Source organism: Mesorhizobium sp. M0626 (assembly GCF_040320665.1).
Taxonomy (GTDB): domain Bacteria; phylum Pseudomonadota; class Alphaproteobacteria; order Rhizobiales; family Rhizobiaceae; genus Mesorhizobium.
The window spans coordinates 1-23,663 of the sequence record NZ_JAMYQD010000027.1 but is presented as its reverse complement, the minus strand read 5'-3'; the positions used below and the strand labels follow the sequence as shown (position 1 = coordinate 23,663).

At 64.4% G+C, this 23,663-nt stretch carries 25 protein-coding genes; 15 read left to right on the top strand and 10 right to left on the bottom strand.

Annotation, left to right across the window (positions count from 1 at the left end):
- Positions 1-30: 30 nt before the first annotated feature.
- The 3 genes from trxA (at position 31) to NKI37_RS28105 (ending at position 2,094) form a co-directional block, all read left to right on the top strand.
- A complete protein-coding gene (gene trxA, locus NKI37_RS28115) occupies positions 31-1,038 on the top strand; it encodes a thioredoxin (RefSeq protein ID WP_023685085.1) in 1,008 nt (335 codons plus the stop codon).
- A 111-nt stretch (positions 1,039-1,149) separates the two neighbouring features.
- Entirely contained in the window at positions 1,150-1,821 is a 672-nt protein-coding gene (locus NKI37_RS28110; protein WP_023685086.1) for an LON peptidase substrate-binding domain-containing protein, read from the top strand.
- Between the two features lie 30 nt (positions 1,822-1,851).
- Positions 1,852-2,094, top strand: coding sequence for a Trm112 family protein (locus tag NKI37_RS28105; RefSeq protein WP_023672122.1), 243 nt, complete (start codon positions 1,852-1,854; stop codon positions 2,092-2,094).
- A gap of 120 nt (positions 2,095-2,214) precedes the next feature.
- Here NKI37_RS28105 and NKI37_RS28100 read toward each other — a convergent pair whose 3' ends face one another.
- The 3 genes from NKI37_RS28100 to NKI37_RS28090 are packed head-to-tail and all read right to left on the bottom strand — an operon-like array spanning position 2,215 to position 7,956.
- Positions 2,215-5,487: an error-prone DNA polymerase gene (locus NKI37_RS28100; protein ID WP_023672121.1), complete on the bottom strand. Its 3,273-nt coding sequence runs from the start codon at positions 5,485-5,487 to the stop codon at positions 2,215-2,217.
- The gene (locus NKI37_RS28095; protein WP_352790588.1) at positions 5,484-6,962 is read right to left on the bottom strand and encodes a DUF6504 family protein; all 1,479 of its coding nucleotides are present in this window, start codon (positions 6,960-6,962) and stop codon (positions 5,484-5,486) included. Before NKI37_RS28095 ends, NKI37_RS28100 begins: the two co-directional genes overlap by 4 nt.
- Entirely contained in the window at positions 6,904-7,956 is a 1,053-nt protein-coding gene (locus NKI37_RS28090) for an ImuA family protein (RefSeq protein ID WP_023747409.1), read from the bottom strand. The genes NKI37_RS28095 and NKI37_RS28090 overlap by 59 nt, the downstream gene beginning before the upstream one ends.
- Before the next feature lie 229 nt (positions 7,957-8,185).
- On the opposite strand from NKI37_RS28090, the gene NKI37_RS28085 reads away from it, so the two are divergent.
- The 3 genes from NKI37_RS28085 to NKI37_RS28075 all read left to right on the top strand — a co-directional run bounded on the left by NKI37_RS28085 (position 8,186) and on the right by NKI37_RS28075 (position 9,285).
- Positions 8,186-8,608 carry a metallopeptidase family protein gene (locus tag NKI37_RS28085; protein WP_023673918.1) on the top strand — a complete coding sequence of 141 codons (423 nt, stop codon included), beginning with the start codon at positions 8,186-8,188 and terminating at the stop codon, positions 8,606-8,608.
- Between the two features lie 65 nt (positions 8,609-8,673).
- Complete coding sequence (locus NKI37_RS28080) at positions 8,674-8,994, top strand: type II toxin-antitoxin system RelE/ParE family toxin (RefSeq protein ID WP_023673919.1); 321 nt, start codon at positions 8,674-8,676, stop codon at positions 8,992-8,994.
- Between the two features lie 9 nt (positions 8,995-9,003).
- Positions 9,004-9,285 carry a helix-turn-helix domain-containing protein gene (locus NKI37_RS28075; protein WP_023673920.1) on the top strand — a complete coding sequence of 94 codons (282 nt, stop codon included), beginning with the start codon at positions 9,004-9,006 and terminating at the stop codon, positions 9,283-9,285.
- Positions 9,286-9,315: 30 nt separating this feature from the next.
- On the opposite strand, the gene NKI37_RS28070 is transcribed toward NKI37_RS28075, so the two are convergent.
- Together NKI37_RS28070 and NKI37_RS28065 are read right to left on the bottom strand one after the other, a co-directional pair.
- Complete coding sequence (locus NKI37_RS28070; protein ID WP_023673921.1) at positions 9,316-9,522, bottom strand: DUF1737 domain-containing protein; 207 nt, start codon at positions 9,520-9,522, stop codon at positions 9,316-9,318.
- 39 nt (positions 9,523-9,561) lie between these two features.
- The gene (locus tag NKI37_RS28065) at positions 9,562-10,443 is read right to left on the bottom strand and encodes an HpcH/HpaI aldolase/citrate lyase family protein (protein ID WP_023673922.1); all 882 of its coding nucleotides are present in this window, start codon (positions 10,441-10,443) and stop codon (positions 9,562-9,564) included.
- 614 nt (positions 10,444-11,057) lie between these two features.
- On the opposite strand from NKI37_RS28065, the gene NKI37_RS28060 reads away from it, so the two are divergent.
- From NKI37_RS28060 to NKI37_RS28045, 4 genes are read left to right on the top strand one after another with little or no spacing between them, the layout of a single operon-like run.
- Positions 11,058-12,584 (top strand): DUF4153 domain-containing protein, encoded by a 1,527-nt coding sequence (locus tag NKI37_RS28060; RefSeq protein WP_352596789.1) that lies wholly within the window; start codon positions 11,058-11,060, stop codon positions 12,582-12,584.
- Positions 12,585-12,588: 4 nt separating this feature from the next.
- Positions 12,589-13,284, top strand: coding sequence for a response regulator (locus tag NKI37_RS28055; RefSeq protein ID WP_352596791.1), 696 nt, complete (start codon positions 12,589-12,591; stop codon positions 13,282-13,284).
- Entirely contained in the window at positions 13,272-14,867 is a 1,596-nt protein-coding gene (locus NKI37_RS28050) for a sensor histidine kinase (RefSeq protein ID WP_352791732.1), read from the top strand. The genes NKI37_RS28055 and NKI37_RS28050 overlap by 13 nt, the downstream gene beginning before the upstream one ends.
- 29 nt (positions 14,868-14,896) lie before the next feature.
- Complete coding sequence (locus NKI37_RS28045; protein WP_023736743.1) at positions 14,897-16,063, top strand: NAD(P)/FAD-dependent oxidoreductase; 1,167 nt, start codon at positions 14,897-14,899, stop codon at positions 16,061-16,063.
- A 200-nt stretch (positions 16,064-16,263) separates the two neighbouring features.
- Here the strand turns inward: NKI37_RS28045 and NKI37_RS28040 are convergent, their stop codons facing one another.
- Positions 16,264-16,995 (bottom strand): DUF72 domain-containing protein, encoded by a 732-nt coding sequence (locus NKI37_RS28040; RefSeq protein ID WP_352791734.1) that lies wholly within the window; start codon positions 16,993-16,995, stop codon positions 16,264-16,266.
- Between the two features lie 145 nt (positions 16,996-17,140).
- Entirely contained in the window at positions 17,141-17,566 is a 426-nt protein-coding gene (locus tag NKI37_RS28035; protein ID WP_023694557.1) for a GNAT family N-acetyltransferase, read from the bottom strand.
- 162 nt (positions 17,567-17,728) lie between these two features.
- Here NKI37_RS28035 and leuD point away from each other — a divergent pair, with 162 nt between their 5' ends.
- The 5 genes from leuD (at position 17,729) to leuB (ending at position 21,629) form a co-directional block, all read left to right on the top strand.
- Complete coding sequence (gene leuD, locus NKI37_RS28030; RefSeq protein ID WP_023683818.1) at positions 17,729-18,334, top strand: 3-isopropylmalate dehydratase small subunit; 606 nt, start codon at positions 17,729-17,731, stop codon at positions 18,332-18,334.
- 64 nt (positions 18,335-18,398) lie between these two features.
- Complete coding sequence (locus NKI37_RS28025; RefSeq protein ID WP_023694555.1) at positions 18,399-19,322, top strand: Ivy family c-type lysozyme inhibitor; 924 nt, start codon at positions 18,399-18,401, stop codon at positions 19,320-19,322.
- A 306-nt stretch (positions 19,323-19,628) separates the two neighbouring features.
- Positions 19,629-20,012, top strand: coding sequence for a RidA family protein (locus NKI37_RS28020; protein WP_352791737.1), 384 nt, complete (start codon positions 19,629-19,631; stop codon positions 20,010-20,012).
- Between the two features lie 13 nt (positions 20,013-20,025).
- On the top strand, positions 20,026-20,376 hold the full coding sequence (locus NKI37_RS28015; RefSeq protein WP_023671691.1) for a VOC family protein: 351 nt from the start codon (positions 20,026-20,028) through the stop codon (positions 20,374-20,376).
- Between the two features lie 149 nt (positions 20,377-20,525).
- Complete coding sequence (gene leuB, locus NKI37_RS28010) at positions 20,526-21,629, top strand: 3-isopropylmalate dehydrogenase (protein ID WP_352666598.1); 1,104 nt, start codon at positions 20,526-20,528, stop codon at positions 21,627-21,629.
- A gap of 10 nt (positions 21,630-21,639) precedes the next feature.
- Here the strand turns inward: leuB and NKI37_RS28005 are convergent, their stop codons facing one another.
- The 3 genes from NKI37_RS28005 to NKI37_RS27995 all read right to left on the bottom strand — a co-directional run bounded on the left by NKI37_RS28005 (position 21,640) and on the right by NKI37_RS27995 (position 23,432).
- Positions 21,640-22,038 (bottom strand): MarR family winged helix-turn-helix transcriptional regulator, encoded by a 399-nt coding sequence (locus NKI37_RS28005; protein WP_352460988.1) that lies wholly within the window; start codon positions 22,036-22,038, stop codon positions 21,640-21,642.
- Between the two features lie 49 nt (positions 22,039-22,087).
- A complete protein-coding gene (locus tag NKI37_RS28000; protein ID WP_352596797.1) occupies positions 22,088-22,516 on the bottom strand; it encodes an SRPBCC family protein in 429 nt (142 codons plus the stop codon).
- A 193-nt stretch (positions 22,517-22,709) separates the two neighbouring features.
- Complete coding sequence (locus NKI37_RS27995; protein ID WP_352791739.1) at positions 22,710-23,432, bottom strand: DUF805 domain-containing protein; 723 nt, start codon at positions 23,430-23,432, stop codon at positions 22,710-22,712.
- Positions 23,433-23,663: the final 231 nt, after the last annotated feature.

The following is a 23,663-nucleotide window of genomic DNA, read 5'->3' as shown; positions in this document are numbered from 1 at the left end:
TCCGCTGGGCGCGATCGGAAGGGCGACGACATGAGCGACAACAACAATCCGTTTGGCGGCCAATTCGGCGGCAATTCTGGCCAGTACACCACGTCCGTGCAATATGGCGGCGCCGAGCCGGCCAAGTCGGCACTTGGCCCGACACCCGGCGCAGCACCTGCCGCTGGCGAGCTGATCAAGGACACCACGACCGCCACTTTCACCGCCGACGTCATCCAGGAATCGCGCAAACAGCCGGTACTGGTCGATTTCTGGGCGCCGTGGTGCGGGCCCTGCAAGCAGCTCACGCCGCTTCTGGAAAAGGCGATCAAGGCCGCCGGCGGCAAGGTCAAGCTGGTCAAGATGAACATTGACGATCATCCCTCGATCGCCGGCCAGCTCGGCATCCAATCGATCCCGGCGGTCATCGCCTTCAAGGACGGCCAGCCTGTCGACGGCTTCATGGGCGCCATCCCCGAGAGCCAGATCGCCGAGTTCATCACCAAGGTCGGCGGCAAGGGCAATGGCGCGCCGCCCGTCGCCGAAGCACTGGCCGCGGCGGCGGAAGCGCATGCGGCGGGCGATGCGCAGACCGCAGCCGACATTTACGACGCCATCCTGGCGCAGGCGCCGGAGACGATCGAGGCGATTGCCGGGCTGGGCGAGCTTCTGTTCGAGGCCGGCGACAGCGACGGCGCCGAGGCGCTGCTGGCAACGGCGCCGGAGGCCAAGAAGAATGCGCCGGCACTTGCCGCGCTGCGTGCCAAGATGACGCTGGCTGCGGAAGCGGCAGCACTTGGCAATCCAGCTGAATTCGAGCAGCGACTGGCCGCCAATCCCGGCGACCACCAGGCGCGTTTCGACCTCGCCATGATCCAGAACGCCAAGGGCGAGCGCCATGCGGCGGCCGACAATCTTCTGGCGATTATAAAAGCCGACCGGACGTGGAACGAGGACGGCGCCAGGGCGCAGTTGCTGAAACTGTTCGAGGCCTGGGGCATGACCGACGAGGCGACGCTGGCGGCACGGCGCAAATTGTCGTCGCTGCTGTTTTCCTGAGCCGTTTGCCGGCCAAATTGCCGGGGCGTGGCTGTCGGGCCTTGCGGTCGGCGGCCGCCGCGCCAGATTAGGCCGATAACATCGCGCCCGAAGCGGGTCGGAGGAGTGAAGGTGCAGGTCGGAAACGCATTTTACCGGGTCGGCAAGGATCTGCCGGCAACCATTCCGGTGTTTCCGCTTGCCGGCGCGCTGCTGCTGCCGGGCGGGCGCATGCCGCTCAACATCTTCGAGCCGCGCTATCTGCAGATGGTGGATGAGGCGATCGCCGGCGCGCGGCTGATCGGCATCGTCCAGCCCAGCCTCAATGGCGCGTTGCGCGCCGACGGGGAGCCGGAACTGTGCAATGTCGGCTGCGCCGGGCGCATCATCTCGATGGCCGAGAGCGGCGACGGCCGCTATCTGGTTTCGCTGCAGGGCGTCTGCCGTTTCCGCATCACCAGCGAATTGCCGGTGAAGACGCCTTTCCGGCAATGCAAGCTGGCGCCGTTCCTCACCGATCTTGCCGAAGACCAGGCGGCAAGCGAGGTCGACCGGCCGGCGCTGTTGAAAGCGTTTCGCGCTTATCTGCAGGCCAACGATCTCGAAGCCGATTGGGAAAGCGTCAGCCGCGCCGAGAACACCATGCTGGTCAATGCGCTGTCGATGATGGCGCCCTACGGACCGGCCGAGAAACAGGCGCTGCTGGAGGCGCCCGACCTGAAAGCCCGCGCGGAGACGCTGATCGCGATCACCGAAATGGCGCTGGCGCGCGAGAATGAGGACTTTGGCTCCAGCCTGCAATAAGGGCTGAGCCGATGGCTGAAGGGGGATCCAATGGCTGCGGATGGGCGTGACGGCAAGTCGGTCAATGTCGATCCAAAATTGCTGGAGCTGCTGGCCTGCCCGCTGACCAAGGGGCCGCTGGCCTGGGACCCGGTGCGCGGCGAGTTGATCTCGCGGCTTGCCAAGCTCGCTTATCCCGTGCGCGACGGCATCCCGATCATGCTGCCCTCGGAGGCGCGGACTATTTCGGCGGAAGACGTGCTGTCGCCGCCGCGATTGGGTGGGCCGGGCTGAAGGGCCAGGGGTGGTTCAAACGGACCTCAGCCTAAGAAGCCATTCTGTTGGCGATCCTTCGCGCCCCCCTCTGCCCTTGCCGGCATTAATGTCATGGGCTCCCGACCGCCCTGCACTTGCCTACTGAAAATTCCGCCCCTTGGGCATGACCCTTTCAGCTTTGTCCGAGAGGGTGGCAATGTCGGGCCGGGCAGCCGGCGTCATCTCTTCCAGCAGCACCGTCAGCCACGGCGTCAAATCCTCGATCTTCTCGGCGACGATGTGGATGACGTCGGATTCCGACTGCAGCTTGCCGGTGACCTTGACGAAGCGCGCGCCCATGACGATGGGCCGGAAACGGGTAAAGGTCCGCTCCCAGAAAATGACGTTGGCGACGGCCTTGTCGTCTTCCAGCGTCAGGAAGATCGCATTGCCCTTGCCGGGCCGCTGCCGCACCAGCACCAGGCCGGCGACCGAGACCCGCCTGCCGTCGCGCACCGAGCCGAGATTGGCATTGGGAATGACGCCGGCGCGGTCGAGCCGCTCGCGCAGGAAGGCGACCGGATGCGCCTTCAGCGACAGGCCGAGCGCGCGGTAGTCGTGGATGACGTGCTCGCCGAGCGGCATTGTCGGCAGTTTTGTCTCGGGCTCGAGTTCGCGCAGCCGGATCGCCGGCTGGTCGAACAGCGGCAGCCGTTCGGCGGCGCTCTTGCCATCCAGCGCGCGCACCGCCCACAAGGCTTCACGACGGTCGAGGCCGAGCGAGCGGAAGGCGTCAGCCTGCGCCAGTCTTTCGATTTCGCCGACATCGAGGCCCGAGCGCAGCCACACATCCCTGACGCTTGTATAGCCGGCGCCGCGCCGCGCGGTGAAAGCTTCCATACGCTTCTCGGCCAAGCCCTTGATCTGACGGAAGCCAAGCCGGACGGCGTACCGGGTCTTGATGACACCGCGCATTTCGGCATGGCGCCCCAGGATGCGGCCCGGATCGAATTGGGCTTTCTCCAGGGTGCAGTCCCAGTCGGAAAAATTGACGTCGACGTCGCGGATATCGACGCCATGGTCGCGCGCGTCGCGCACCAGCTGGGCCGGCTGGTAAAACCCCATCGGCTGCGAATTCAGGATCGCGGCGCAGAACACGTCGGGATAAAAGGTCTTGAACCAGCAGGAGGCATAGACGAGCAAAGCGAAGGAGGCGGCGTGGCTTTCGGGAAAGCCGTATTCGCCGAAGCCTTCGATCTGCTTGAAGCAGCGCTCGGCGAAGTCTTTGGTGTATCCCTTGCCGACCATGCCGTCGATCATGCGCTGGCGGTAATTGCCGATGGTGCCGGTGCGCTTGAAGGTGGCCATGGCGCGGCGTAGTTCGTCGGCTTCGCCGGGTTTGAAACCACCGGCGACGATTGCAATATTCATCGCCTGTTCCTGAAACAGCGGCACGCCGAGTGTCTTCTTGAGAATAGCCTCCAGCTCTGGCTTTTGATATTCAGCCGCTTCCTTGCCCTGCCGACGGCGCAGATAGGGGTGCACCATGTCGCCCTGGATCGGGCCGGGCCGCACGATCGCCACCTCGATGACCAGGTCGTAGAATTCGCGCGGGCGTAGACGCGGCAGCATCGACATCTGCGCGCGCGATTCGATCTGGAAGACGCCGAGCGTGTCGGCGCGGCAGATCATGTCGTACACGTCGTTCTCTTCCGGCGGCAGGGTGGCCAGCACATAGGGTCGGCCGTAATCATCCCGGGCCTTCGGATAATGGTCGGTGAGCAAGGTGAAGGCGCGCTTCAGGCAGGTCAGCATGCCAAGCGCCAGAATATCCACCTTCAGGATCTTCACCGCGTCGAGATCGTCCTTATCCCACTCGACCATCTTGCGCGCCTCCATCGCCGTCTTGACGATGGGGACGATCTCGTCGAGCCGGTCGCGGGTAATGACGAAGCCGCCGACATGCTGCGACAGATGCCGGGGAAAGCCCATGATCTCGTTGGCGTGGGCGATCACGTGACGGGTCGAGGTCTCGTTGCGGTCGAGGCCGCCGGCATGCGCCTCCTTCTCGCCGAGCTCCGAGGTCGACCAGCCCCAGATCGAACTGGAGAGCGCAATGCGGACATCGTCCGATAGGCCCATGGCCTTGGCCACCTCGCGCAGCGCCGAGCGGCCGCGATAGCTGATGACGGCGGCAGCCAGCGCGGTGCGCTTGGCGCTGTATTTGGAGTAGATGTACTGGATCACCTCCTCACGCCGCTCATGCTCGAAATCGACGTCGATGTCGGGCGGCTCGTTGCGCTCCTCGGAAATGAAGCGCTCGAACAACGTGTCGATGCGCTCGGGGCCGACCTCGGTGATGCCGATGCAGTAGCAGACGATCGAGTTGGCGGCCGAGCCTCTGCCCTGGCACAGAATGCCCTCATTGCGGGCGAACTGGACGATGTCGTAAACGGTCAGGAAATAGCGCGCATAATTCAGACGCTCGATCAGAGCGAGCTCCTCACTGATGCGCTGCAAGACGGAAGCGGGGACGCCCGCCGGATAGCGCGTGGCGGCCCCCTCCCTGGCCAGACGCTCTAGCTCGGCCTGCGGCCCAAGCCCTGATTGCGTCGGCTCGTCGGGATAATTGTACTGGAGGTCGCTGAGCGAGAAGGTCAGTTCGCCGGCAAAGCGCAGCGTCTCGGCCAGCGCCGGTGGATGGCGGCGGAAGAGACGGGCCATTTCCAGCGGCGGCTTCAGATGGCGCTCGGCGTTGGCCGTCAGCTCCAGCCCGACCTCGGCGACCGGCAAATTGAGGCGGATGGCGGTGAGCACATCTTGCAGCGAGCGGCGCTCGGCGCTGTGATAAAGCACGTCGTTGGTCGCCATCAGCGGCACGCCGGCGATGTCCGCCATGCCCGCCGCCTGCTCGATGCGGAAACGGTCATTGCCGCGATAATCCGGCGCCATGCCTAGCCGCAAATTAGCGCCGAAACGGTCTTTCAGTTGACGGACCAATGCCAGGGGATCGTCGGCATTCGCCGAGAGATCCGGCAGCACCGCCAGCGACAGCAGGTCGCCCCATTCGAGCAGGTCGCTGCGCTGGAGAAGGGTCGCGCCCTTCTCGTTTTCATCGCGCAAATTGGCTTGCGTCAGCATGCGGCAGAGATGGCCCCAGCCCTTGCGGTTCTGCGGATAGGCGAGAATGTCCGGCGTGCCGTCGCCGAACACCAGGCGGCAACCGGGGTGATAGGCGAGCTTCTCGACCTTGGCCTGCTGCCAGGCGCGCACGACGCCGGCCACCGTGTTGCGGTCTGCCAGTCCGATCGAGGAAAAGCCGAGGAATTTGGCCGCCACCACCAGCTCCTCCGGCTTGGAGGCGCCGCGCAGGAAGGAGAAGTTCGACTGGATGCCGAATTCCGCATAGGGGATGACGGTCAGCGCGTTCATGCGAAGACCCCATGCATGAACCAGCGCGGCGGCACCTGCGGGTTGCCATAGAGGCCTTGCCGGTAGAGCCAGTAGCGGCGGCCGTCGGCATCCTCGATCCGGAAATAGTCACGCGTCGATGTGAGCGGATCGCTTGACGTTTCACGCCACCATTCCGGCGCGATGCGTTCCGGCCCCTCGGCGCGCGCGACCCGGTAGAGCGCGCGGCGCCAGCGGAAATTCATCGGCGGACCCTCAGGCATTTCGGTGGCCTGCACCTCGATCGGCTCGGGCGAACGGAACAGCCGGATCGGCCGTTCCGGCGGGAAGATGGTTGCGCGCGGCGCGTCTTTCGAGCCCGGCTTCCTGAGCGGTGTTTTGCGTTGTGGCGCTTCCGAGAACGGGATGGTGGCGATGGCGCGCTCCGGCAGATGGCTCTCGAGGGCGACCGGTTTCAGCACCGCACTGTCGCCGAGCCTGGCGCGGATGCGGTCGGCAAAGAGTGCCATGTCGGCGCCGTCATCCTCGGTCTCGCCGGTCAAATCGGCCTGCTGCATGTCGAAGCCGGCGGCCGCCAGCACCGAAAGCCGCACCAGGTCGAAGCCGTAGCCGGCATCGATGTCCTGTTCGAGCGCGGCCAGCCGCTCATGGAACAGGCGCTGGATAAGCTTGGGTTCGCGCAACGGTCGCGAGGTACCGACAGCGATGCGGCTGACGGCGCCGTCGACGCGAAACAAAAGCAGCGCCAGCATCCTTGCGCCCTCGCCGCGGCGTTCGAGATCGGCCTTCAGCGTCACCGCCAGCAAGAGCACCAGCCGTTCGATCTCGGCGGTCAGCACGACCGGCTCGGCCAGGTGGCGTTCGACCGAAAGCGGGGCCACGGGCAGGCGCGGCGATACCGCCTCGTCGAGACGGCCGAGCGCCTGGTCGAGCCGCAACAGCAAGGTCGCGCCGAAGCGACTGGCGAGCGGCGCGCGCGGCGCTGCCATGATCGCGCCGGCGGTCCGCAGGCCGACGCTTTCCAAGCTGGCGCGGATATCGGCTTCGATGCGCAGTGCCGCCAGCGGCAAGGGGGCGAGCAGCGCTTCCTCCTCGCCGGAGACAACGATGCGGTTGCCGCAGAAGCGCGCCGCCGCCCAGGCTGCACCCGGCGTCGCGGCCAACCCGGCGCGGACATCGAAACCCTGCTGGAAAAACCGCGCAAGGATGTCGTCCAGCATGGCGCGCTCGCCGCCGAACAGATGCGTGCAGCCGGTGACGTCGAGATAAAGGCCATCAGTACCGTCGAGCGCCACCAGCGGCGTATAGCGATCGCACCAGTCGGCGAGGCCTTCGAGCAGCCGGCGATCGGCGTCCGGATCGGCCTCGACGATGTCGATCGAGGGATGCATGGCGCGCGCATCGGCAATGCCCATGCCAGGCTTCAGATGCAGCGCCTCAGCCCGCTCGTCGAGGGCCGATATGCGCTGGGCGTTGCGGTCGCGATGGCTGATCACGAGCGGTGGGTGAGATGGCGGCAGATGATCCGAAGGCCGGGAACGCCACGACCGTCCCAGGCGCTGGCGCAGGATCCGTTCTGCCGCCAGATGCGGGAACCACAGCGACAGAATTCTCTGCCCGTTTTTCGCGGGGCTTTCTTTCTTCGAATGCGTGTTCATCGGGATTCCACTCCAGTGTGAATTGTCCAGGCAGAGCGGTGCGGCTCTTGCCGATGCTGACGGTGAAGGCAGGCCGGCCGATCGAGCCGGCGAGCGACCCGGCGATCGTCCGGCGGCTCGCCGCTGGTGCAGCCGACACGATGAGGCGCACCGGGGCGGCGGTCGGCTCGGCTTCGCCGGCCTGGCGCAGCAGGAACACCGGCCGGCCGGCGTTTTGGGCGCGCGCGTGCAGCCGGCGCGTCGCGGTGAGGTCGAGCCGCTGCGGGCTGCCACGGATTTCGAGGATGATTGCGGCGAGCGCCGTCATCTTCGCGGCCTCCTCGGCTACCCACAGCGCATCGGTGAGTTTCGGCGCCTCGGAAAACAGCAATTGCTCCGGTGCGATACCGAAAATGCCCTGCAATCCCCTGGCATAGGGAAAGCCGGCCTCGCGAAAAATCTCCGATGTGCCGATCCACAGCACGGGCAAGGGCTGGCCCTTGAGGATCAGGCTGACAAGCGACAGCACAAAGCCGGCGACGGCCCCGGCATTGCGGGTCTCAAGGCCATGGATTTCGCTCAAGGCGGCTTTCGGAAGGCCGCCGCTGAGGGCCGCATCGAGGCGCTCGACGCCGGTGGCCAGGAAAGCATCCGGCGAAGCCACGGCAAGCCCGCGCCGGATGATGGTGACATCGGCATCGGGTTCAGGCGCGGCGTCGAGACCGCCGCCAGGACCCGCGCGCAGCCCCTCGCCAGCCGGCGCGGCCAGGCGCTCGGGCAGCGTTCCCTCGATCTTCGCGATCTGGCGGCGCAGGGCAAAAACAGTCTCCCGCGCCACGGCTGATGTCGCCATGACGGTCAATTTCTCTCACAACTGTTCCTGTTATGTTCCTATAGATTCCAGAGGGTGCCGGAAGAGTCAAGCGGAGTCAGAAGGAATTTATTCCTTGATCAAAGGTGACGAGGCCAACCTTGGACTTTGGTCGCAGCCATTCGGCGCAAAGAAACAGTCATTGGCCAGGTACCCGGTCCATTTGCCGAGTCCGGAGGGAAAGCCTATATGCCGGATCAAAGGACAAAGCATGGCCCGCATCTACAAGACCCGCACCTGGCACGATGAACTCTCGCCTTCGATCGAGGAGATCGAGTTTCTGGCGCTGGAGGCGTACGCACATCTGCCCGACGATTTTCGCAAGCTGACCGGCGAGATCGTCATCATGATCGCCGAATTCCCGACCGACGAGATCATGGACGATCTGTCGCTGGAGACACCGTTTGATCTGCTTGGCCTGTTCGAGGGCCGCGGCATCGCCGAGCGCTGGAACCCGCAGACCGGCGAAGGCCCGAACCGCATCACCCTCTACCGCCGCGCCATCCTCGACTATTGGGCCGAAAACGAAGAGACGCTGGGCGACATCGTCACCCACGTGCTGATCCACGAGATCGGCCACCATTTCGGCCTGTCGGACGACGATATGGAAAAGCTTGAAGAGGCGGCGGAGTAAGGCTGTGCGATATTCAGGTGGCGAGCCTGCTTGTGAAATTATACAAGTTTTGATATAAAGTCTGTATGCCGACCAAGCGACTGGAGTTTCTTGGAGATTCTCTTGCCAAGCTCCGGGCTTTTCCAGAGGCGGTGCGCAAGGAAACGGGCGTTCAACTGCACAAGGTTCAACTCGGATTTGAGCCAAGCGATTGGAAGCCGATGACGACGATAGGCCTAGGCGTACGGGAAATCCGTGTCCGAGACGATGCTGGCGCGTTCCGGGTGCTTTACGTCGCCAGCATAGGTGACGCCGTCTTTGTCTTGCACGCCTTCCAGAAGAAGACGCAACAGACGGCGAAACGAGACTTGGCTCTTGCCGCATCGCGGTTCAGGCAAATTCAGTGAGACATGCTCATGGAACGTCAAAGCTTTGAAAATGTCTGGGATGCGCTGGAAGACACCCCGGCTCAGTCCGCCAACATGACTATGCGCTCCAATTTGCTGATCGCGATCGAACAGCGGGTGCGGAGTTGGGACGTTACCCAAGCCGAAGCAGCCAACCGGCTCGGGATTACCCAGCCACGCCTTAGCGATCTTCTGCGGGGCAGGATCGCGAATTTTAGTCTGGACACCTTGATCAATCTGGCCACACAGGCCGGACTTACAGTGCGTCTTGATATTGCCGAGGCAGCCTAGCGCTGTCTTAGACAGGCTGGCAAAGCTCGCCTACCAATCACTCAGCTTCGTATCCGGCCCGTATTCCTGGCCGTCGATATCCTTCACCACCGCCTGGCCGCAGCGCATCGATTTGGTCTTCTTGTCATAGGCGTAGGTCGGTGAGCCGTACAGGTGCCAGCCCTTGTTCAGCGCCGCGGTGACCTTGTGGCAGAAGGTTGAATCGTCGGGGGCGGACAGAAAGCGGTAAAGTCTCATGGGTCAGATCCTGTCGTGAGTTCGTCTTTTCGGGGCGGATCATGCGCCGATGGCGGCGGCCTTCGCCAGCAGTTTTTCGGCTTGCACCAGGTGCAGCCGTTCGACCATCCTGCCATCCAGCGCAATCACGCCCTTGCCGGCATTTTCGGGCAAGGCGAAAGCCTCTTTCACCGCGTGCGCCTCGGCCAAGGCTTCGGGCGCGGGCGCAAAGGCGCGGTTGGCGGTTTCGATCTGGGCGGGGTGGATCAGCGTCTTGCCGTCGAACCCCATGGCGGCGGCTTCCGTGCATTCGCGCGCAAACGCGTCGAGGTCGCGAAAATCGTTGGAGACGCCGTCGAGTATGTCGATGCCGCCGGCCCGCGCCGCCAGCACCATCTGCATCAGCCAAGGCACGAGGTAGCGCCGATCAGGCGTCGCCAGAATGCCGGTTTCCTTGACCAGATCGTTCGTTCCGGCAACGAAACAATTTAGCCGCGAAGCGCGATCGCGGCCGAGTTCGGCAATGGCGCCGATATTGAGCATGGCCTTGGGCGTCTCGATCATCGCCCAGAGCTTGACGCTGTCGGGGGCAAAATTGTCGTCGAGCACGTCGCCGACTTCGAGGATATCGCGCGGCGTGGCGACCTTGGACAACAGGATGCCGTCGGGCTCGAATTTCGCCGCGGTCAGCAGGTCATCGTTGCCCCATTCGCTGGACAGCGCGTTGACGCGCACGATCATCTCGCAGCGGCGTTTCGGTCGGCTGGCGAAAATGCCGGCCAGTTTGTCCCGCGCGGCGATCTTGTCTGAGGGCGCGACGGCGTCTTCGAGGTCGATGATCACGGCATCGCAGGCCAGCGTCGCGATCCTGGCCAGCGCCTTGTCGTTGGAGGCGGGGACGTAAAGCACCGAGCGGCGCGGGCGGTAAGGTTCGCTTGTCATGGCCGATCTATGCCGCGTGGGGGCGGGTGAGGCAAGCGTCCGACCGGTACCTGATGATGAGCCAACTGCGAAAGCTTGCGCTGCCCCGCCCGTCCCGCAGCAGTTGCGGAAGGGGGGCCTTTCCTCTCCCCCGTCGATCGGGGGAGAGGTGTCGAGCGAAGCTCGACGGAGTGGGGGTCGACCCATGCGCTCAGTGCCCTTCCGATGTCCGTTCGCGGCGACTGCCAGGTGGTTCCCCCACTCCGTCTCGGCTTCGCCGAGCCACCTCTCCCCCCTCCGGAGGGAGAGGAAAGGAGCCTGGCTGGGACAGCGCCAACGTCCGGAAAGATGGGGGGGGAGCGCCCCGGCCGTAAGCACAGGTCCTGCACGAAAACTGCACATCCCTGCGGAAAACCTCCTCCGCTCCGCCCCGCCGTTTCCATGCGAGCCCGCGACAACAGCGGCATGCAACAGCGAAACGCTCACCTTTGGTCCTTGCCCTATCGCCTGCGCAGCGAAAGCTGGTGGTTGGTCGATCCGCCCCGGGCGGCGGCCCGCCCTTACCTGGAAGCGAGCCTGCTCCCTTTTATCCGCCCACCGGCCGAGCGGACCCAGCCCATCAGGAAAATCCGCGCATGACATCGTTTGCAAGCTTTTCCAGCCGCTTCGGCATCGCCGTCCTGCTCGTGGCGCTGGCGGATTTTTTCTTTTACGGCCAGCCCGCCGGGATCACGGTGCTGCTGTTTGCCATCCTGATCGCCGGCGCGGTGGTCGCTGTGCATCCTGCCGCGCTGAAATCCACCCGACCCTGGCTCAAGCCGGCCGCTTTGTTCGTCGCGCTGCTGCCGCTGGCCGAGAACGTCAGCCCGCTGTCGGTGGCGATAGCTGTCGTGGCGCTGGTGGTGTTTGCGCTGTCCCTGTCCGGGCGGCTACGGCACGGCATCGCCCGCATTGCCGGCCAGGTGGCGCTGTTCCTGCTGGCGGCGCCGCTGCGCCTTATCCGTGACTTTTTCCAATGGCGCCGCACGGTGCGCCGGCTTGGCGGCCGCCGCATCCGCCTGGCGTCCATCATCGTCTGGGTCATGCCGGTGACGCTGGGCGCGGTGTTCCTGTTCTTGTTCGGCGCCGCCAATCCGGTCATCGAATACTGGCTGTCGCTGATCGACCTGATGAAGCTGCTCGATCTCATCCAACTGGCGCGGATCGTCTTCTGGCTGTTCGTGATCGCCGGCGTCTGGGCTTTCCTGCGGCCTCGCCTGCCGCGTTTCCCGCGCCGCCTTCCACCTTTGACGCCGCCTGCAGCCGTGGCCGCACCGGCCGCGACTAAACCAGCGACAACGATCGAGGCCGTCGTCTTCGGCAAGGCCGCGATCCTGCGCGCGCTGATCGTCTTCAACACCTTGTTTGCGCTGCAGACCGGGCTCGACGCAGCCTATCTCTGGGGTGGGGTCGCCCTGCCGGACGGGTTGAGCTATGCCGCCTATGCGCATCGCGGCGCCTATCCACTGATCGCCACCGCGCTGCTGGCCGCCGGCTTCGTGCTGGCGGCGCTGCGGCCGGGCAGCGAAACCTCAGGCGATCCGCTGATCCGCCGGCTGGTCTATGCCTGGGTGGCGCAGAACATCGTGCTGGTCATCTCGTCGATTCTCAGGCTCGATCTCTATATCGGCGTCTATGCACTGACCTACTGGCGCATCGCCGCCTTCGTCTGGATGGGGTTGGTGGCGTCAGGGCTTGCACTGATCATTGCCCGCATCGCGGTTGGAAAATCCAACGAATGGCTGCTCTCCGCCAATCTTGCGACGCTATCGGCGACGCTTTATGCCTGCTGCTTCATCAACTTCGCCGCAACGATCGCCAATTTCAATGTCGACCATTCCCTTGAAATGACCGGCGACGGCACGCCTATCGATACCGAATATCTGCGCTCGCTCGGCGCTGCCGCCATGCCGGCGCTGGACCGCCTCTACATGCACCAATTCGGAAACCAAACCACCTATCTGGCCGACCAAATGATGATCGACGACACTATCGCCGAGCAGAAGCAGTGGCGCGCCTGGAGCTTTCGCGGCTGGAGGCTCGTGCAGGTTCTCGACAAGAGAGGTCCGCTCGTGCTTCCTCCACCTACCCAGCCCTCGCAACCTTTAGTGCCGGACCGTTAGATCCATGCCGCATCAGATCCTGGTCGCCGACGACGATCCGCACATACGCGAGATCATCTGCTTTGCGCTGGAAAAGGCCGGGATGAAGACGCAGGCCGTGTCCGACGGCGCCGCGGCCCTGCAGGCGATCGAGCGCCGCGTGCCCGATCTCGTCGTGCTCGACATCGGCATGCCGGAGATGGACGGGCTGGAAGTCTGCCGGCGGCTGAGGCAGCGCTCCGACGTGCCGGTTCTGTTCCTGTCCGCGCGAGACGAGGAAATCGACCGCATCCTCGGGCTCGAAATGGGCGGCGACGACTACGTGACGAAACCGTTCAGCCCGCGCGAACTGGTGGCGCGCGTCAACGTCATCCTGCGCCGCGCCCGCCCGGTGGCGCCCGACCCCGCCGACGACAAGAACTTCGCGCATGGCAAGCTCAGCCTGGCGCCGGCCAGCCACGGCGCCAGTTTCGACGGCAAGGCGCTGGCGCTGACGGCGATCGAATTCTCGATCCTGAAAGGATTTCTGGCGCGGCCGGCGCATGTGCTGGGCCGCGACCTGGTGGTCGCCAGCGCCTATGCCGCCAACATCCATGTCGCCGACCGTACCGTCGATAGCCACATCCGCAACATCCGCGCCAAGCTGGCGGCGGCGGGCTGTCTCGACGCCATCGAAACCGTGCATGGCGTTGGTTTCCGGCTCGGCCGATGCGGCGCCTGAGCGACGCCAAATGGATCGGCACCAAATGGCGGCCAAGGCTGGCCACGGTGGTTCTCGCCATCCTCATCATGGTGCTGGCGCTGCCGCTGGTCGGCCTGTTCTTCTTCCGGCTTTATGAAAACCAGCTGATCCGCCAGACCGAGGGCGAGTTGATCGCGCAAGGCGCCGTCATCGCCGCCATCTATGCACAGAATATCAGTGACGCCGCCATTGCCCCGGAGAAGCTAGGGGTGCCGATGCAGGCTGACAGCGGCGATGCCAGCCGCGGCGACGACTCGCCTTACCAGCCGATCGAGCCGAGCCTCGATCTCGCTTCCGACTATCTGCTGCCGACCCGGCCCGCCGGCATTGCCGCCGCCACCGATCCAGCCTTCACGGCCATCGGCGCGCGACTGTCCGGCATTCTCGACACGACGCAAAAAACCACGCTGGCCGGCTTCCGGCTGCTCGATCCCAAGGGCGTCGTCATTGCCGGGCGCGACGAGGTCGGACTATCCCTGGCCAATGTCGAGGAGGTGCGCGAGGCCCTTGCCGGCCGCTATGCCAGCGCATTGAGGCAACGAATCCCCGATCAGCCGCCGCCGCCGCTCTATTCGGTCAGCCGCGGCACGAAAGTTCGTGTCTTCGTCGCCATGCCGATTGCGGTCGCTGGCCACGTCGCCGGCGTGATCTATCTCTCCCGGACGCCGAACAACATCGTCAAACATCTCTATGGCGAACGCGGCAAGGTGACGCTGGCGGCCATTGCCATGCTGTTCGGCACGCTGCTGATCGCGCTGGTCTTCCTGCGCACCGTCAGCCGGCCGATCTACGCGCTGATGGAGCGCACCAGGCGCATCGCCGCCGGCGACCGCGACGCGATCCGGCCGCTCGACCATCACGGCACGCGCGAAATGGCGGAGCTGTCCGCCGCCTTTCTCGACATGGCCGAAAAGCTGCAAGCGCGCTCCGACAGCATCCAGACTTTTGCCACCCATGTCTCGCACGAGCTCAAATCGCCGCTGACGGCGATCCAGGGCGCGGCCGAGCTGCTGCGCGATTCCGGCGAGGCGATGGATGCCGCCGAGCGCAAGCGGTTCTCCGGCAACATCGTCAATGACGCCGGCCTGCTCAATCTGCTGGTGCGTCGCCTGCTCGACCTGGCGCGCGCCGAAAATCTGGCGCCGAGCGGCGAAAGCACATCGCTCGATGCAGCGCTGGCGCTGCTTCCGGTCGATGGCCGGCTGGCGGTCAACATTGAGGCGGGTGGCGAAATCGGCCTGCGGATATCAGCCGAGAATGCGGCGATCGTGCTTGCCAATCTGATCGACAATTCGGCCAGGCACGGAGCCACCCAGGTTCTTCTCTCTGCGGCCACCGCCGACGGCAAGGCGACCGTTGCGGTCAGCGATGACGGCGCCGGTATTTCGCCGAGCAACAGGGCCCGCATTTTCGAGCCGTTCTTCACCACGCGCCGTGAGTCCGGCGGCACCGGCATGGGCCTCGGCATCGTGCTGGCCCTCCTGAAAGCGCATGATGGCACGATCGCGCTGGTTGACTCCGGACGCGGCACGCGCTTCGAGATCATTGTGCCGGCGGCGTGAAGCATACCGGCGGCCGGATCGGAGAAAACGTGCGCTACGACATTGTCATCATCGGCGGGGCCATCGTCGGCTCCTCTGTCGCCTATTATCTGCGCGAGGAAGGCTTTACCGGCTCGATTGCGCTGATCGAACGCGATCCGCAATTCGCCCATGCGGCAACGACGCTGTCCATGGCCTCGATCCGTCAGCAATTCTCGATCCCGGAAAACATCCGGCTGTCGCAGTTCACGCTAAACCTGTTCCGGCGGCTGAAGGAGACCTTCGGCGCCGATGCCGATATCGGCTTTCGCGAGGGCGGCTATCTCATCCTGGCCGGCGAGGCCGGGTTGCCGATCCTGAAAGCCAACCACGAGGCGCAGGTCGCCGAGGGCGCCGACATTCTGCTCGAGGATGCCGACCAGCTGGCAAAGCGCTTTTCGTGGCTGTCGACGGAAGGCATCAGCGCCGGCGCCTTCGGCCGCAGCGGCGAGGGCTGGTTCGACGCTCATGCGATGCTGACGCTGTTCCGCAAGGCGCTGCGCGACAGACAAATCGATTTCATCGCCGCCGACGTCACCGGCATCGAAAGGCAGGGCAACCGCGTCACCGGCATGGACCTCGACAATGGCGAAAGACTGCAAGCCGGCATCGTCGTCAATGCCGCCGGGCCGAATGCCGGCAAGGTGGCCGGCATGGCGGGACTCGTGCTGCCCGTCGAGCCGCGCAAGCGCAACGTTTTCGTCTTCGAGGCGCGGGAAAAATACGCCGACATGCCGCTGCTGGTCGATCCCTCCGGCATCTATGTCAGGCCGGAAGGCTCGGTCTATCTCACCGGCGGCGCCGAGCCGGAAGAGGGCGACGGTCCCGCCGATCCAGCCGATTTCGAGGTCGACTGGCCGCTGTTCGAAGAGGTGATCTGGCCGGTGCTGGCCACCCGCATCCCCGCCTTCGAGGCGATCAAGCCGACACGCGCCTGGGCCGGCCACTACGACTACAACACGCTCGACCAGAACGCGGTGATCGGGCCGCATCCCGAGGTCGGCAATTTCATCTTTGCCAACGGATTTTCCGGCCACGGCCTGCAGCAGGCGCCGGCGGTCGGCAAGGCGCTGGCGGAGTTGTTGGTGCATGGCGGGTATCGGACGGTGGATTGCTCGGCGTTTGGGTACGCCAGAGTGGCCGAAGGAAGGGCGTTCCGGGAATTGAATGTGATTTGAGGCGGCAAAAGCTCACTGTCGAGTTCCCGCCCACCCCTCTGCCCTGCCGGGCATCTCCCCCGCAAGGGGGGAGATTGGCAGCTTCGGCGAAGGCGCCATTCTTGCAACGTCGGCGATTGGCGAAGCGGTCGCGGCATCTGATCTCCCCCCTTGCGGGGGAGATGGCCGGCAGGCCAGAGGGGGTGCTGTCCCGCGAGCGTCTAAGCAACCATCGCACTGACAGCCATCGCGTTCCCCAGTGCATGCCCGGCGGCCGTGTTGTCGAAAATCCCCCAGACCTCGGCACCGGAAGCGGCCGTTGCTTCCACTTGCCGCGCAAACCGGTCGAGCGTTTCGGTATCGTAACCCGAATAGTAGATGCGCGGCGCGCCGTGCCAGCGGAAATAGGCAAGGCCGGGCCAGCCACCCGGCCCTGCTGCCTCCGGAACCGAAGCCGGGTCGGCGGCGACCCGGGCGACCTGGTGACCGGCCAGCAGTGCGTCCGTCTCGGCACCGAACCAGCTGGGATGGCGCGGCTCGCATGCCAGCCTTGCCCGGATACGCTTGCCCAACATGTCGAAGAAACCGCCGGCGACCTCCGGCTCGAAGGGCAAGCTCGGCGGCAGCTGCACCAGAACCACGCTCAGCTTTTCGCCGAGACCTTCGACCTGCCCGAGAAAGTCCTCCGTCAGCCCCTCGCAATCGGCGAGGCGATGCTCATGGGTCATGCTCTTCGGTGCCTTGACCGCGAAGCGGAAGTGCTCCGGCACGGCGTGAGCCCAGCGCTCATAGGTCTCGCGGCGGTGCGGCTTGTAGAACGAGGTGTCGATCTCGACGACCGGAAAGCGTTTTCCGTAACGTTCGAGATGCGAACCGGACTGCGGAAACTCAGCCTTGTATCGAGACGGAATTCCCCAGCCGGCGGTGCCTATGAGAGATCGGCGATTTCCCATGCTGGGGATGTGGACCGGATGAAGCGCGGGTCAAGGGCGGCAAGGAGGCGTTGCTCAGCAGGGTCCTGAACACCGTTCCGCATTGCCCGATAACCTTGCCCGCCTTGACTGCCCAACCCGGTCGGCAATTGCGCCCGATGCGGCGTCAGCCCTCGCGGGAGAACCAGAACGCGTCGGCCATGCGCTTCATGCCGATACGCTCGTAGAAGCCGACGGCGTCGGGCATCGAGATCAGGCTGATGGCGACCGAAGGCCCAAGCTGCCGGCGGGCCTCGTCCATCAGGCCCTTGCCGATGCCGACGCCTTGCGCCGATTGCGACACGGCGAGCTCTGAGACGTAGCACACCCAGGAAAAATCGGTGATGGCCCTGATAACGCCGATCAGCGGCCTGCCTTCGATGTCGAGCCGCGCCGTGAGCACCAGGTTCGCGCCTGAAAGCATCGCTTGCAGCCGGGCGTCGTCATCGACGGGGCGTGTTTCGCCGAGCGTGGATTCGACCAGCACGCGGCGGAATTCAGCGACGTCGAGCTCAGGCTCACTGGCATAGATAATATTCGATTGTGTGGTCATGGGCGCAAGGTGCACCAGCGGCGGCCGGTTTTAAAGACGTTTGCCGCCGATCTTTCGATCGGGCCGCGCACCAACAGTTGCCTTTTATTTGCCGGCGGCTTTGTGTAAACCGGGCGCAGCAAACCCTGACGCAACGAATTCGATCAAGAACGGGCAAAAGCCATGGAAAAATTCACCAAGCTCACCGGCGTCGCCGCACCGATGCCGATCGTCAATGTCGACACCGACATGATCATCCCCAAGGATTATCTCAAGACGATCAAGCGCACCGGGCTCGGCAGCGGCCTGTTCGCCGAAATGCGCTACAAGGACGATGGCTCGGAAAACCCCGACTTCGTGCTTAACAAGCCAGCCTACCGCAAGGCGGAGATCCTGGTCGCCGGCGACAATTTCGGCTGCGGTTCGAGCCGCGAACACGCGCCGTGGGCGCTGCTCGATTTCGGCATTCGCTGCGTCATCTCGACGTCGTTCGCCGACATTTTCTACAACAACTGCTTCAAGAACGGCATCCTGCCGATCACCGTCAGCCCCGAAGACCTGGAGAAGCTGATGGACGACGCCTCGCGCGGCTCCAATGCGACGGTGTCGGTCGACCTCGAGGCCAAGGAAATCCGCGGCCCCGACGGCGGCGTGGTCACCTTCGACCTCGACGACTTCAAGCGCCACTGCCTGCTGAACGGTCTCGACGATATCGGCCTGACCATGGAGAAGGCCGGCGCCATCGCCTCGTTCGAGAAGAAGAACGCTGCCGAGCGTCCTTGGGCCTGAGTGGTACGAGATGGCCCGGCCGCCACAAAGCCGGGTTCGTGGCGGCTGAACGGAGGGGACAGTCATGACACGTTTTCTTCTTGCCGGCGCCTGCGCGCTGGCGTGGATGCTGATGCCGGTGGCCGGCGCGCAAGCACAGACCGACACGGTCCTCGTGCCGGCAGAAGATCCGTCCGCCGCCGATCCGGGCGCGTCGAGCAATGCGGCCCTGGCGGACGATGACAGCCAAGGGCCGGTCCCGTTCGAGGGCGGGCAGCTGACCATCACCCAGCCGGAGCAGGATGGCGAAAAGGTGCTGGCCTATGACGGCAAGCAGCTGGCCAGCAATTACGACGTGTTCTTCGACAGAACAGTCAAGGTCGGCGGCGTCGACGTGGCGCTGGTCGATGTCGGCGACGGCGGCAACCAGTGCGGCCCGGCCAAGGTCATCGTCTGGAAGCCGGAAGGCGGCGAGATACAAAGCCTCAAGGTCGAACAGGACGAATGCGGCGCGCCGCCGGCGGCGGTGGCCGACAACGCCATCTTTTTCGTGCCGTATCTGTTGCCGGGCGATACGAAGCAAGCGCTGCAATGGTCGCCCAGCGACGGGCTGACGATCTCGGGCGACCTGACCTACGCGCCGGAGCCGGGTACGGACTGGAAGGACGTCGATCCGGCCAAATACCAGAACATCATCGACGCCTTCCACAATGAGGCCGTCTACAAGGCGGCGCAGACGCTACTCGGCGACACCATGCCCGACATGGCGACCAGCCTGCTGGTCGGCGGCGGCACCGAAAAGACGGCGTCGGGCGCCTTCTACGCCACCGGCTGCGTGCCGCACGCATGCGGCAGCAATGACGGTTTCATGGCGGTCGACCCGGCCAAGCACACGCTCTACTTCGCCCGGCGCGGCGACAATGGCGAGCCGCAGGCGTGGCCTGACGTGAAGACCTGGCCTGCGGATGTGAAGGAAGCAATGGACAAGGCGCAGGAGTCGGGGAACTAGAGTTCGCGGCAGCGCGGCGAACACTCGGTGTTCATGCTTGTTCCGTCGCGATCCGTCACACCCCCCTCTGCCCTGCCGGGCATCTCCCGCTCAAGGGGGGAGATCAGACGTCACTCTGGCTTTCGCCAATCGCAAATGTGGAAAGCGAGAAAGGCGTCCGAACTGCTAATCTCCCCCCTTGAGCGGGAGATGGCCGGCAGGCCAGAGGGGGGTGCTGTCCCGCCGACGGCCAAGATTTGCACCTGACTTGGCCCATGGCCTGGCCGGCCCTTTCCTGCAAAGCGTCCGAAACCACAGCGAGGCTCCATGCGCACACTCATCTCCACCGGTTCGCCCTTCGAAAAAACCGCCGGCTATTCGCGCGCGGTGGTGCAGGGCGACTGGTGCTTCGTGTCGGGAACGACCGGCTACGACTATGCGACGATGACCATGCCGGAAACGGTGGAGGCGCAGACGCGCAATTGCCTGGCGACCATCGCGGAGGCGCTGAGGGATGGCGGCTTCGACATGGCCGATGTGGTGCGGGCGCATTACTACATCACAGACCGGGCCATCGTGGACGTCGTCTTCCCCATCCTCGGCGAGGCTTTCGGCGAGATCAGGCCGGCGGCGACGATGATCGTGTGCCAGCTCAACAAGCCGGAAATGAAGATCGAGATGGAAGTCACGGCGCTGCGGCGCACGGCTTGAAGAGGCCAAAGCCATGACGGTCCGGCGCATCGTAGCCAATATCGGGACGCAGGACGCGGCGGCGGCGAAACGCTTCTATCAGGACGTGCTTGGCCTCGATGTGCTGATGGATCAGGGCTGGATCGTCACCTACGGGTCCGACGAACGGATGCAGGTGCAGATCAGCTTCATGGCCCAGGGCGGCTCCGGCACGCCGGTGCCGGACCTCTCCATCGAGGTCGACGATGTCGATGCGGCGCTGCAAGGCATGAAGGCCGCCGGCTTTGCCGTCGAATACGGTCCGGCCGACGAGCCGTGGGGCGTACGGCGGTTTTATGTGCGCGATCCGTTCGGCCGGTTGGTGAATATTTTGTCCCATAAGTGATTTGTTCCTCTCCCCCGCCTCTGTCGAGGGCGAGGAACCCAGGTTCTGAGAGGCGGGCGCCGTCGTAGCGTTCTTCATCCCCTTGCGCCGCAAGCTCTTGGCGTTTAGCAAGGCCGCGGTTTCTCCAAACAGTGTTGGGACGGTTCTCCATGGCTTCGAAAAATCTTCTCCTGCTCGCCGGCGATGGCATCGGCCCCGAGGCGATGGCCGAGGTGAAGAAGCTGATCGCGGCCATGAACGTCAAGCTCGGCAGTGATTTCGTCACCGATGAGGGTCTGGTCGGCGGCTGCGCCTACGATGCGCATGGCGCGGCGATTTCGGATGCCGACATGGCAAAGGCGATGGCTGCGGATGCGGTTCTGTTCGGCGCCGTTGGCGGGCCGAAATGGGACAAGGTGCCTTACGAGGTGCGTCCCGAGGCCGGGTTGCTACGGCTGCGCAAGGACATGGAGCTGTTCGCCAATCTGCGCCCCGCCATCTGCTATCCGGCGCTGGCCGCGTCGTCCTCGCTGAAGCAGGAAGTCGTCGAGGGCCTCGACATATTGATCGTGCGCGAGCTTACCGGCGGCGTCTATTTCGGCGAGCCGAAGCAGATCATCGATCTCGGCAACGGCCAGAAGCGCGGCATCGACACGCAGGTCTACGACACGTTCGAGATCGAGCGGATTTCAGGCGTCGCCTTCGAGCTGGCGCGCACGCGCAAGAACCACGTTACATCGATGGAAAAGCGCAACGTCATGAAATCCGGGGTGCTGTGGAACGAGGTCGTCACCCAGACCCACACAGCCAGATATGCCGACGTCAAACTCGACCACATGCTCGCCGATGCCGGCGGCATGCAGCTGGTGCGCTGGCCAAAGCAGTTCGACGTCATCGTCACCGACAATCTGTTCGGCGACATGCTGTCCGACATCGCCGCCATGCTGACCGGATCGATCGGCATGCTGCCGTCGGCCTCGCTCGGCGCGCCCGATGTGAAGACCAAGAAGCGCAAGGCGCTATACGAGCCGGTGCATGGCTCGGCGCCCGACATTGCCGGCCAGGGCATCGCCAACCCGATCGCCATGATCGCGTCGTTTGCCATGTGCCTGCGATATTCCTTCGGCATGGTCGATGAGGCCGACAAGCTCGAAGGCGCAATAGCCGCCGTGCTCGACGACGGGCTGCGGACGAAGGATATTTTGTCCGAGGGCATGACCGAAGTCGGCACTGTCGCAATGGGCGATGCCATCATCGCCAAGTTCCTTGGCTGATCGGCCAAACTCAGCGGATCTCGCCGGCTAGCCGTCTCAGCAGGCCGACGAGTTGCGCCTCGTCCACGGTTGAAAAAAAAGCAGCGTCGGCGGCTTCGACGGCGACGATAGCGCGCTGGACTGCGGCCGTCCCCGTCGTGGAGACGCGGATCACCTTGGCGCGGGAATCCCGCGGGTTGGTGTCCCGCACAATCAGTCCCTTTGCCTCGAGCCGGGCGACGACGTCCGATGTCATCTTCACCTCGGTGCCGGCCTGGGCGGCGAGCTGCACCTGGTTGGGCGGCTCGCCATAGCGGCCGAGCCACATCGCCGAAGCCAGCAGCACGAACTGGACATGGGTAAGGTCAAGCGGGGCCAGCGCCGCCGTCATGACGCGCTGCCAGCGCATGGTGGTTCGCCAGAGCAGCAAGCCGGGGCTCTCGGATGGTCCGCTGAAGCGCGTGTTCAGATCCCCTTGATCAGCCACCGTTCGCCAACACCATTGCCTGCTCGAACAGTTTGGCCATCGAAATGTCGAAATCGCCGCTGATCTGCGGCCCGAGCTCTGGTCCGACCTCGGCGGCCGATGGGCCGGAAATATCGAGGCGATGCGTCACTTGAGTGCCACCCTCGACCGGCGTCAGCGTATGCCTGAACAACAGTTTCGTGTCGCCGAACGAGGTCTCGTCGGCATAGGTTACAGCGTCGACGAGGTCGACGATCGTCGATTCGAAGGTGTCCTGCCCGACGGGCGTTACAGAGACGCGGGTGCCCTTGGCGAACGGGCCGTGCAGTACGAAGGTATCGGACCCTTCGTAGGTGAGGCGGCCTTCGTGCAGCGCCTTGAGCGCGTTCCAGATGGCCTGCGCCGAAAGGGGGGAAATTGCGGTGTACTCGTTGGTCCACATTTGTCTTGGCTCCATCATCCGTTTTCGATTGTCGATTTGATGATTGCACAGATTATCTGTGCACAGACTAAATGGCAAGAGAAATATTTCGTTCGTTCGGTCAAAACAGCAGCTGCCTTCCCGGCTGCGACCTAAGCCATTGTTATAGCACGGCTGTCCGCAAACAACCGGCTGCTCATTTCTTGGTGCGGGTCTAGGCTCCGCCTCCTCCAGGCACCGGCCCCCACTGGTTTTCGTGGCCTTGGGTCGGGATCAATCCGAGGATCAGCGCGAGAATCAGCGTGGCCGGAGCAAACATGAAGGTGATTGCGAAGTAAGGTATTGCCAGCCAGCCGGTCAGGCCGATGTCGTGCAAGCGGCGCACGACGAGCCCGACCCAGGGCAGGAACGTCGCCAGCCAAAACAGCCCCCAGACGCCGATCATCACAATCGGCCAGTTGCCGGCATCGAAATTGCCGACGGCCTGGTCGGCGAGGGCGCCGGCAATTCCGACCAGGATGAAGCTGACGGTCCAGAACAGGCAGTAGCCCCAAAATTCCTTGCGGCGGGCGCGTTCGGCGAAGTTGATGTAGTTGCGCGTCACGCCTCGCCAGAAATAACCCGGCAGTCCGCTATCGCGAACCGCGCCGTCTTCCGCCAGGCGGCCGAAATGCTGTGGCGCGGCTGAAGCGGCAGCCGCCTTGGGCGGCGCGGCGCTTGCCGCTGGCGCAGCGGTGGCGGGACTGGCGGGCTGGGCGCGGATTGAAAAAACGTCGCGCGCCTGACCGCTTGCCGGCAGAAACTCGACCACAGCGCCGTTCGCGATCACGGTATCACGGCGCAGATCCTCGCGCGCGAAGGTGTAGCGGTTGCCGTCCGCCCCGGTGATGAAGCCGAAACCCTGGGCCTCGTCATAGTGAAGAACTTCGCCGCGCATTTAGCCTCGCCCCCGTGCAGGCACAGACTGTTCAAAGTTGCGGCGGACTGCAAGGGGGTGGACGAAATGGAGGGCAAACGGTTCAGGCATGAGTTGCTTTATTTTCCGGTGCGTTGGCGCTGCCCCTCACCTGCCTGCCGGTGTCCAGCCGATAGATGGGTAACACTTTGAACCGGATACATAGGTGACACTTCTCTCCCCCTATGCGTCCGCCGCAGCGCCAAGCGGATT